Annotated in this window: 11 protein-coding genes; 6 read left to right on the top strand and 5 right to left on the bottom strand. The window is 60.6% G+C overall.

Features of this window, described 5'->3' with window-relative positions; genetic code table 11:
• The 4 genes from WDZ78_RS11065 to coxB form a co-directional block, all read right to left on the bottom strand.
• A complete protein-coding gene (locus tag WDZ78_RS11065) occupies positions 1–132 on the bottom strand; it encodes a hypothetical protein (RefSeq protein ID WP_003509137.1) in 132 nt (43 codons plus the stop codon).
• Positions 132–1,085: a heme o synthase gene (locus WDZ78_RS11060; protein WP_026363699.1), complete on the bottom strand. Its 954-nt coding sequence runs from the start codon at positions 1,083–1,085 to the stop codon at positions 132–134. Before WDZ78_RS11060 ends, WDZ78_RS11065 begins: the two co-directional genes overlap by 1 nt.
• A 394-nt stretch (positions 1,086–1,479) precedes the next feature.
• On the bottom strand, positions 1,480–3,180 hold the full coding sequence (gene ctaD, locus WDZ78_RS11055) for a cytochrome c oxidase subunit I (RefSeq protein WP_425673041.1): 1,701 nt from the start codon (positions 3,178–3,180) through the stop codon (positions 1,480–1,482).
• A gap of 17 nt (positions 3,181–3,197) precedes the next feature.
• Complete coding sequence (coxB, locus tag WDZ78_RS11050; protein WP_003509143.1) at positions 3,198–4,061, bottom strand: cytochrome c oxidase subunit II; 864 nt, start codon at positions 4,059–4,061, stop codon at positions 3,198–3,200.
• 431 nt (positions 4,062–4,492) lie between these two features.
• On the opposite strand from coxB, the gene WDZ78_RS11045 reads away from it, so the two are divergent.
• From WDZ78_RS11045 to WDZ78_RS11025, 5 genes are all read left to right on the top strand, one after another.
• Entirely contained in the window at positions 4,493–5,017 is a 525-nt protein-coding gene (locus tag WDZ78_RS11045; RefSeq protein ID WP_003521101.1) for an invasion associated locus B family protein, read from the top strand.
• Between the two features lie 81 nt (positions 5,018–5,098).
• Positions 5,099–6,514, top strand: a complete 1,416-nt coding sequence (gene tldD, locus WDZ78_RS11040) for a metalloprotease TldD (RefSeq protein ID WP_425673040.1) — start codon at positions 5,099–5,101, stop codon at positions 6,512–6,514.
• Between the two features lie 228 nt (positions 6,515–6,742).
• Positions 6,743–7,180: a bleomycin resistance protein gene (locus tag WDZ78_RS11035; protein WP_020010607.1), complete on the top strand. Its 438-nt coding sequence runs from the start codon at positions 6,743–6,745 to the stop codon at positions 7,178–7,180.
• A gap of 3 nt (positions 7,181–7,183) precedes the next feature.
• Positions 7,184–7,849 (top strand): HAD family hydrolase, encoded by a 666-nt coding sequence (locus WDZ78_RS11030; RefSeq protein ID WP_425673039.1) that lies wholly within the window; start codon positions 7,184–7,186, stop codon positions 7,847–7,849.
• A 142-nt stretch (positions 7,850–7,991) separates the two neighbouring features.
• Positions 7,992–8,369 (top strand): hypothetical protein, encoded by a 378-nt coding sequence (locus WDZ78_RS11025; protein WP_020010605.1) that lies wholly within the window; start codon positions 7,992–7,994, stop codon positions 8,367–8,369.
• A gap of 53 nt (positions 8,370–8,422) precedes the next feature.
• On the opposite strand, the gene WDZ78_RS11020 is transcribed toward WDZ78_RS11025, so the two are convergent.
• Positions 8,423–8,728 (bottom strand): MazG nucleotide pyrophosphohydrolase domain-containing protein, encoded by a 306-nt coding sequence (locus tag WDZ78_RS11020; protein ID WP_020010604.1) that lies wholly within the window; start codon positions 8,726–8,728, stop codon positions 8,423–8,425.
• 154 nt (positions 8,729–8,882) lie between these two features.
• Between WDZ78_RS11020 and WDZ78_RS11015 the strand changes: the two genes are divergently transcribed.
• A complete protein-coding gene (locus tag WDZ78_RS11015; RefSeq protein WP_425673038.1) occupies positions 8,883–9,662 on the top strand; it encodes a TSUP family transporter in 780 nt (259 codons plus the stop codon).
• Positions 9,663–9,687: the final 25 nt, after the last annotated feature.

Below are 9,687 nucleotides of genomic sequence, written 5' to 3'. Positions count from 1 at the left end.
TCAGTGCGAGCCGATCTTGATGATGGTGATGACGTAGAACAGCACCACAAGGCCGGCGAGCAAAACACCGAGCGCAATATTGCGCCCGCGTCTCGATTTTTTCTGAGCTGCGCTCAGTTCCACCGTTTCCATCACAGGACTCCCGACATGACGGCCTTGAGGGCCGGCGCGAAATGATCGGCCAGAAGGCCGGAGAAGATGGCGAAAAGATAAAGCACCGAATAGGCGAACATCTTCTTGGCCGGCAGCATTTTCTCGTCGCCCTCAGGCATGCGCCGGACATCGAGCGAACAGTATACGAAGATTGCGCTCAGCACCGCTGCGAAAATACCGTAACCGGCGCTCGCCAGACCGGTGAAATAAGGCGCAACGGCCGCCGCAGCCGTCAGTACCGCGTAAACGATCATCTGGTTCTTGGTGGAGCGTTCGCCAGCCACATTCGGCATCATCGGAATGCCGACAGCGCCGTAATCCCGCATCTTGAAGAGCGCCAGCGCCCAGAAATGCGCCGGGGTCCACAGGAAGATGATGAGGAACAGGATGATGCTGTCAAGCGAAACGCCGCCGGTGACGCAGGCCCAGCCGAGCATGGGCGGGAAAGCGCCGGCGGCGCCGCCGATGACGATGTTCTGCGGCGTCGAGCGCTTCAGCCACATCGTATAGACGACGGCGTAAAAGAAGATGGTGAAGGCGAGCAGGCCGGCCGAGAACCAGTTGACCGCAAGACCGAGAATGACGACGGAGAAGGCCGACAGCGTCAACCCGAATGCCAAGGCCTCGCGCGGCGCGATACGGCCCGACGGGATCGGCCGCTTGGCGGTGCGGCTCATCACGGCGTCGATATCGGCATCGTACCACATGTTGAGCGCGCCGGACGCGCCGGCGCCGACGGCGATGCAGAGAATGGCGATGATACCGAGCACCGGGTTGATTTCGCCCGGCGCCAGCACGAGGCCGGCAAAGGCCGTGAAGACGACGAGCGACATGACGCGCGGCTTCAGCAATTCGAAATAATCGCGCGCGCCGGCTTCCGAAAGTTCGGAGCCCTTCACGCCCAGCATGTCGCGATTGTCGATAATGCTCATTTCCTGTCCTGTTTTCCTTCAGGCGCCGCCTGTCGCGACACCCCCTGCACCGGCCCGAAAAACGAATGTGATTTCCGGCATGCGCGATGCGTCAATTCATTGGTCCGAACGTTCCGGAATGGGCGGCATCCGGAAGAACCGATACCATTCATTTGCCCGGCCTGTGACCGCGCCCATCCCGCCATTCGTCTGCGCTGCTCATACATAAAGGCCAGACTTGGCATTTATCATGTCCGGGGCATGTATCATGTCGGACGATATGCTTCGCTTGGACAAAATGTCACGCGGCAACGGGCATTTCCGCCTCAAGGAAACGGCGCTGGCCAAGGCCGCACCGTTCCTTGTTCTGAGCGTCCGGAATTCGCGAGCCCTGCCCGCGCCTTCCGGCCGCGCATCAGCGAATGCGCGGCAGCTGTTCCCACTGGTGGTAAGGCGGCGGCGAAGACAGCTGCCATTCGAGCGTGGTCGCACCCTCACCCCAGGGATTGTTGCCGGCGATCCGCTTCTTGGCGAAGGCTTCCCAGACGCCGAAGAGGAAGATACCCACGGCGACGGCCGAGATATAGGAACCGTAGGAAGACACCATGTTCCAGCCGGCATAGGCATCGGGATAATCGATGTAGCGGCGCGGCATGCCGGCGAGACCAAGGAAGTGCTGCGGGAAGAAGATCAGGTTCACGCCGACGAACATGACCCAGAAATGCAGCTTGCCGATGAACTCGCTGTACATGTAGCCGGTGATCTTCGGGAACCAGTAATACCAGCCGGCGAAAATCGCGAAGACCGCACCGAGCGACAGCACGTAGTGGAAGTGGGCGACGACGTAATAGGTGTCGTGCAGCGAACGGTCGAGACCGGCATTGGCGAGCTGCACGCCGGTGACGCCACCGACGGTGAACAGGAAGATGAAGCCGATCGCCCAGACCATCGGGGTCGAGAAGGTCAGCGAACCGCCCCACATGGTCGCGATCCACGAGAAGATCTTGATACCCGTCGGCACCGCGATGACCATGGTGGCGAAGACGAAATAACGCTGCGCTTCGAGCGACAGGCCGACCGTATACATGTGGTGGGCCCAGACGATGAAGCCGACGGCGCCGATGGCGACCATGGCGTAAGCCATGCCGAGGTAACCGAAGACTGGCTTCTTGGAGAAGGTGGACACGATGTGGCTGATGATGCCGAAGCCGGGCAGGATCAGGATGTACACTTCCGGGTGACCGAAGAACCAGAACAGGTGCTGGTAGAGGATCGGATCACCGCCGCCTTCCGGCGAGAAGAATGCCGTGCCGAAGTTGCGATCGGTCAGAAGCATGGTGATGCCGCCCGCCAGAACCGGCAGGGAAAGCAGCAGCAGGAATGCGGTGACCAGAACCGACCAGGCAAACAGCGGCATCTTGTGCAGCGTCATGCCCGGAGCGCGCATGTTCAGGATGGTGGTGATGAAGTTGATCGCGCCGAGGATCGAGGATGCGCCGGCAACGTGCAGCGAGAAGATCGCAAGATCCACCGCCGGTCCGGGCATGCCGCTGGTCGATAGCGGCGGATACATGGTCCAGCCGCCGCCGACGCCGTAAGCACCCGCCGGACCTTCGACGAAGAGCGACAGGAGCAGCAGGATGAAGGCCGGGACGATCAGCCAGAAGGAAATATTGTTGAGGCGCGGGAAAGCCATGTCAGGAGCGCCGATCATGATCGGGATCATCCAGTTGGCGAAACCGCCGATCATCGCCGGCATGACCATGAAGAAGATCATGATGAGCGCGTGCGCTGTCGTGAACACGTTGAACATGTGCTTGCCGCCGTCGATGGCAGCGTCGCCCTCGAAGCCGTAAACCATGGAGGCCAGACCGTGGAAGATCTGGATGCCCGGCTCCTGCAGTTCCATGCGCATGACGACCGACAGACCGCCGCCGATGATGCCCGCCATGATGGCGAAGATCAGGTAGAGCGTGCCGATGTCCTTATGGTTGGTGGACAGGAACCAGCGGGCGAAAAAGCCCGGCGTATGGGAATGATGCGCATCATGCGAATGATCGTCATGTGCGGATTGACCATGCGAGTGATGATCGTCGTGTGCGGAAGGTCCAGCCATTGTCGTCACTCCAGGTCTCAGTTGGCTTCGTTGGCGGCAACGTCAACGGTGCGCGGAGCGCCGTCGACGGAGGCCATCAGCGCCCGGTTCGCGCCGTTCAGGTCTGAAGCGGCGGCGGCGTGCCAGGCGTTGTACTGCTGTTCGGAAACCACCCGAATGGCGATCGGCATGAAGGCGTGGTCCTTGCCGCAAAGCTCGGAACATTGGCCATAATAGAGGCCTTCCTTCTCCGGCTTGAACCATGTTTCGTTGAGGCGGCCCGGAACGGCGTCGATCTTGACGCCGAAAGCGGGCATGGCGAAGGCGTGGATGACATCCGTCGGAGCCGCCGTCACCAGAAGGCGAACGGTCTTGCCGACAGGAACGACCATTTCATTGTCTACCGCAAGAAGACGCGGATAGCGGGCCTTGTCCTCCTTGCCCGCAGCAGCGCGATCCTGCTCTTTCAGCAGATAGCTGTCGAAGGAGAGCGGCTCGGCGCCCTCTGCGGCGGCATATTCATAGCTCCACAGCCATTGCGTGGCGGTCGCCTTCAGCGTCAGGTCCGGGTTTTCCGGCTGGGTCAGCTGCGCGTTCAGAAGATTGAACGAGGGGAAAGCGAGGAACAGGAGAATGAGAACCGGCGCCAGCGTCCAGACAACCTCGATCGCCGTATTATGGCTGGTCTTGGAAGCCACCGGATTTTTCGCGGCGCGGAATTTCAAGGCAACGATGATGAGCAGCGCAAGAACGAAAAGCGTAACCGGAACAATGAACCAGAGCGTATATTGTTCGAACCAGCGTATTTCGTGCATGATCGGCGTGGCGGCCTCCTGCATGCCCATTTGCCAATGCACCGGCTGATCGGCGTGGGCGCCGACAGCCGTGAGCAGACAGGTCATCCCCGCCAGTGCTGCGTAAATCCTATTCCTCACGGTACCCTCTCCCTCACGCGTCTGATCTAGATCAATCACAGACGCAGAATCCATGCTAATGGTACTAACTTCAAACCACAGTTTGTCCTCTGCCGCAATATGCGTCGGGACACGGATGCGCCCCAATTTTGCCATTGATCAATCCATGGGCGACTTTCCCGCACCCTGTGTCTGAGCTGCCCCGCCGAACGCGATTTCGAACAGCCCAAATGCGACAAAGCCCCGTCTCCCAGCCGGTTGACCGCCGGATAACGAATGACGTGCCGGGCAAATCAGACGCCCATACAGGCGGTCAGGTCCTATTTCCGCCCAACTCCGCTGGAATTGAAGCCCTGAGGCTTTTTTTTCCGGATTATGGCGTCAAAATAGCCGCACTGATTCGAATCCCAGAGGTATCCATGCGTCTTTCCCCGCTCGCGCGCACTTTTCTTGCCGCCGCCGGTCTTGCCATCATCGCCCCCGCTGCCGCAGCGCTGGCGCAACAGCAGCCGCCCGGCACGCCGAAGTCGACGCATGGCGCATGGTCTGTCATCTGCGACAAGCCGGCGGGTGCATCCGAAGAACAATGCGCCCTCATGCAAAACGTGATTGCCGATGACCGCCCGGAAGTCGGCCTTTCGGTGGTGGTGCTGAAGACCGCCGACCGCAAGTCGCGCATCCTGCGCATCCTCGCGCCGCTCGGCGTGCTTTTGAAGGATGGCATGGAGCTTTATATCGACAATAATAATATCGGCCGCGCCTATTTCACCCGCTGCTTCTCCGAAGGCTGCTATGTGGAAGTGGATATTGATGATGAGCTGCTGAAGGTTCTGCGCGCCGGCAAGAATGCGGTTTTTGCGCTGCGCGAAGCCGTTGATCAGGATCGCGTGGGTATTCCGATCGAGCTTTCCGGCTTTGCCGAGGGCTACGACGCGCTTCCCTGACGCCTGCCATTACGCGACAGCCTTGCGTCCGCCGGCTCCAGTGCCTAAATCGGTCATGAACGATAATGACTGGAGCCTCCCATGACCGACGATCTTGTAAAACTCTTCGATTGCGACGAAACGCAATTGCGCAAGCTCGTCGGCGAGGCGCTCGCCGGCGCTGACGATGGCGAACTCTTCATCGAACATGCCCAGGCCGAATCGCTGACCTTCGACAATGGCCGGCTGAAGGGCGGCTCCTTCAATACCGATCAGGGTTTCGGCCTGCGCGCCGTTGCCGGCGAAACGGTGGGTTATGCCCATGCGGGCGAGCTTTCTCAAAGCGCACTGAAGCGCGCGTCGGATGCGGTGGATGCGGTGACAAGAGGTTATTCCGGCTCCTACGCCGCAGCACCGCAGCGCACCAACAAAAAGCTCTATGGCGACGAGAACCCGATCGGCAGCCCGAGTTTCGAGGAGAAGGTGAAACTTCTCACCGATATCGACGCCTATCTGCGCGACAAGGACCCGAATGTCCGGCAGGTGACGGCGACCATTTCCGCGAGCTGGCAGGTGGTGGACATCCTGCGCGCCGATGGTCATCGCGTCAGCGATATCAGGCCGATGACGCGCATCAACATCTCCGTCGTTGCGGGTGAAGGCGACCGGCAGGAAAGCGGCTCCTACGGCATTGGCGGCCGCGTCGGCTTTGGCGATTTCATCACCACGGAAAACTGGCAGCGCGGCGCGGATGAGGCGCTGCGTCAGGCGCTCGTCAATCTCACCGCCATCGATGCGCCGGCCGGCACAATGGATGTGGTGCTTGGCTCCGGCTGGCCGGGCGTGATGCTGCACGAGGCGGTGGGCCATGGCCTCGAAGGCGACTTCAACCGCAAGAAGACCTCGGCCTTTGCCGGCCTGATGGGCGAAATGGTCGCCGCGCCCGGCGTGACCGTGGTGGATGACGGCACCATCGACAGCCGCCGCGGCTCGCTGACGATCGACGACGAGGGCACGCCATCGGGATATAATGTGCTGATCGAGAACGGCAGGCTGGTCGGCTACATGCAGGACCGGCAGAACGCCCGGCTGATGGGTGCGACGCCCACCGGCAACGGCCGCCGGCAGGGTTATGCCTATGTGCCGATGCCGCGCATGACCAATACCTACATGCTATCAGGCGACAAGACGCCGGAAGAGATCATCGCCTCGGTCAAAAAGGGTATCTATGCCGTTTCCTTCGGCGGCGGACAGGTGGACATCACCTCGGGCAAGTTCGTGTTCGGCTGCACCGAGGCCTATCTCATCGAGAACGGCAGGATCGGCGCGCCGGTCAAGGGTGCAATGCTGATCGGCAACGGACCGGACGCGATGAAGCGTGTCTCGATGATCGGCAATGATTCCAAACTCGACACCGGCATCGGCAATTGCGGCAAGGCCGGACAATGGGTGCCTGTCGGCGTCGGTCAGCCGCATCTGCGCATGGATCAGATCACCGTCGGCGGTACGAAAGCGTAAATCTCACGCCCGGGAACTTGGGTCGGCTGGGTTCCTGTGACGGGCACAGGAATGACCGGAGGAAAATTGCGGGACACCGGAGGCTGAGCCTGCCGCGACAATCTCAGCCCGCAGCCTCACACATGGCTGCCATGATGAGGTTTCCTCTGGCGTGCAGCCGGGAAGACGGTAAGATCAGCCCCTGCCGCAGGCCATCTCCCATCCCGGGCCTGCGCGGCAAAGGAGACCATGACCATCATACGAAATGCCCTCGTTCCTGAACTTTCCGTCAGCGACTGGCAGAAAAGCCGCGCCTTTTATTGCGACCTGATCGGTTTTCATGTGGTCTATGAGCGCCCCGAAGAGGGCTTTACCTATCTGGCGCTGGGGGATGCCCAGCTGATGATCGACCAGATCGGCGCAACCCGGACATTCGTGACTGATAATGCCGCGCTTGAATTTCCGCTCGGCCGCGGCATGAACCTGCAGCTCGCCGTTCCCTCCCTGCAACCCATTCTTTTCCGGCTGGAGCGATCCTCAATCGACCTCGTCATGCCGCTGGAGGAAAAATGGTACAGGCGCGGCACGGTCGAAGTGGGCAACCGGCAATTCATCGTCGCCGATCCCGATGGTTACCTGATCCGCCCTTTCGAGAGCCTCGGCGAACGCCCTTTCCGGTTCGGTTAAGCCATGTTGCCCTTTCTTCCGCACGCCGTGGTGTTCGACATGGACGGATTGCTGATCGAGAGCGAGACGCTTTATCGCGATTCATTTCTGGCGGCCTCGGATGAAGGCGGCCATGGCATGAAGGTCGAAACCTACCAGAAGGTGTGCGGCAGCCCGTGGGATGTCATTACCGGCACCATCTTTGCCGATTATGGCGCGGATTTTCCGATCGACAGCTTCCGCGACGCCTGGCTCCGGCACCTCGGTGTGATGATGGCTGATGGCGTGGCGCTGAAACCGGGCGTCATCGACATTCTCGATCTTCTCGACCGGCTCGATATCCGCCGCGCCATCGCCACCTCGTCGCGGCACGATTCGGTGACGCGCCATCTCGGCCCCCACGATCTTCTCAGACGTTTCGACACCATCGTCGCACGCGGCGACTATACCGAACCCAAACCCGCGCCCATGCCCTATCTGACCGCAGCCCGGCGTCTTTCGCTCGATCCGGGCCGCTGCCTTGCGCTGGAGGATTCCTATTCAGGCGTACGCTCGGCCACATCGGCGGGCATGTTGACGATCATGGTGCCCGATGTCGCGCCGCCGACCGAGGAAATGCGGGAGAAGTGCATAGCCGTTGCAAGCGACCTTCACGCCGTGGCAAGCCTTCTGCAAAAGGCAAAGGCCTGATTGAGATGAAAATCGGGCGGGCTGAAAGCGCGGGCGGCCGTCACATGTCCTTAGCCATTTGGCGTCATGATGAAGCACATGCCGGCTTGAATGCCGCTATAGGTCGAGCGCCTTTGTCGGCGTATTCATAACCGGGGTGATCATGCCGCCTGTTGCCGTGTCGCTCGCGACGCTGATACTGCTGGTTCTGTGCGTATTCCAGATCGCGCTTGCAGCCGGCGCGCCCTTCGGTCGCCTTGCCTGGGGCGGCGCGCACCGGCTATTGCCGGTCCGGCAAAGAATTGCCAGCGCGGCGGCTCCACTCATTTATGCCTTTTTCGCGTCCTTTCCGCTGCAAAAGACGGGCTATGTGGACGTCTGGCCATCCGGCTGGATCGAACCCGGCATCTGGATCATCGCCTGTTATCTGGCAGTGAGCGTTGGATTGAACGCCATGTCGAAAAGCCGCCCGGAGCGGCTGGTGATGACGCCTGTGGCTGCGGCTCTTGCGATCCTGTTCTTTATCGTCGCTTTCTCCTAGCTGTATCAAAGCGGTGAGATACCCGAAGGATCAAGCCGCCGTTCGGCCGGTCGTCAGGCTCCCGGCTTGAAACGCCACTTACGCTCGATCGATCCCTCGATATCGAGACCGTTATAATAGGCCAGCAACAGCACATGGCCGAGGAGATCGGCGGTTTCGTCGGCCAGATCCCGCTTCATCTCCTCTTTGTTCCTGCCCTTAACGCGCGCCCGTCCTGTCAGCCGATTCCAGGCCTGCGTCATCTCGCCAACCTCTTCCTGAAGCTTCAGCATGTACCAGTCCGGATCGCGGAATATTCCGTTTTCAGCGGCATATTTTTGCGAAGCCTCGTCAAACCGACGCATCATGTCAGAAAACATTTGTTCATCCTTTGTTCACGCACTACAACTCTAACCATGATTCTCTGACCGCGTCGACCCGTCAGTGCGTCATGCAGCCATGAACGGAAATTTCCGGGACATGCGCATGCAAGCGAGATAGAGAAAAGATATTCGAACAAACGTGCCATCACCCATGTCCCACCTCGACTTCCTGTCGTCACTCGTCACCGCGCATAGTCCGGCGCTGCTCGCCATGTTTGCGGGAGCCGCGTTTCTTGCCGGCCTTGCCCGCGGTTTTTCCGGCTTTGGGGCGGCGCTCATCTTTATCCCGCTTGCCAGCGCCATCGTCGGGCCGCGTATCGCCTCGGCGGTGCTGTTGGTGGTGGACGGCGTCCTGACGCTCGGCATGATACCGCCCGCCTTTCGCATGGCGGACCGGCGCGAGGTCTTCATCATGGCGGCCGGCGCCTTTGTTGGCGTACCGGTTGGAACCCTGCTGCTTTCCAAGGGTGATCCATTGACCCTGCGCTGGCTCATCTCCGGCGTGGTCGTGGTGCTGCTCTTATTTCTGGTGTCCGGCTGGCGTTACAGCGGCCGGCCGAAAACGCCGCTCACCCTCTTCACCGGGCTTCTGGCCGGGCTGTTTTCGGGGGCTGCACAACTGGGCGGTCCGCCCGTCGTCGCCTATTGGCTGGGCGGAGCGCTGAAAGGCGCTTTCGTGCGCGCCAATGTCATTCTTTATTTCGCGGTTTCCACGGTGTTTTCCATCGCCAGCTATTTTGTCGGCGGCCTGTTCACCGTTGATGTCTTCGTGTTTTTCCTGCTGGCATTGCCTTTTTACGGCGCGGGTCTTTATGCCGGGGCGCGGCTGCACGGGCTTGCCGACGAAGCATCGTTCCGGCGCATCTGCTATGGGCTGATCGCCATTTCCGCCGTCATCGGCCTGCCGCTGTTTGATTCGCTGCTGAAATAGGCAGGCCGCGATGGCCTGCCCTCAG

It is taken from the genome of Agrobacterium sp. M50-1 (assembly GCF_049843495.1).
GTDB lineage: Bacteria > Pseudomonadota > Alphaproteobacteria > Rhizobiales > Rhizobiaceae > Agrobacterium > Agrobacterium radiobacter.
Note: the sequence above shows the minus strand (reverse complement) of the source record. Positions and strands in the feature narration are given on the sequence as shown.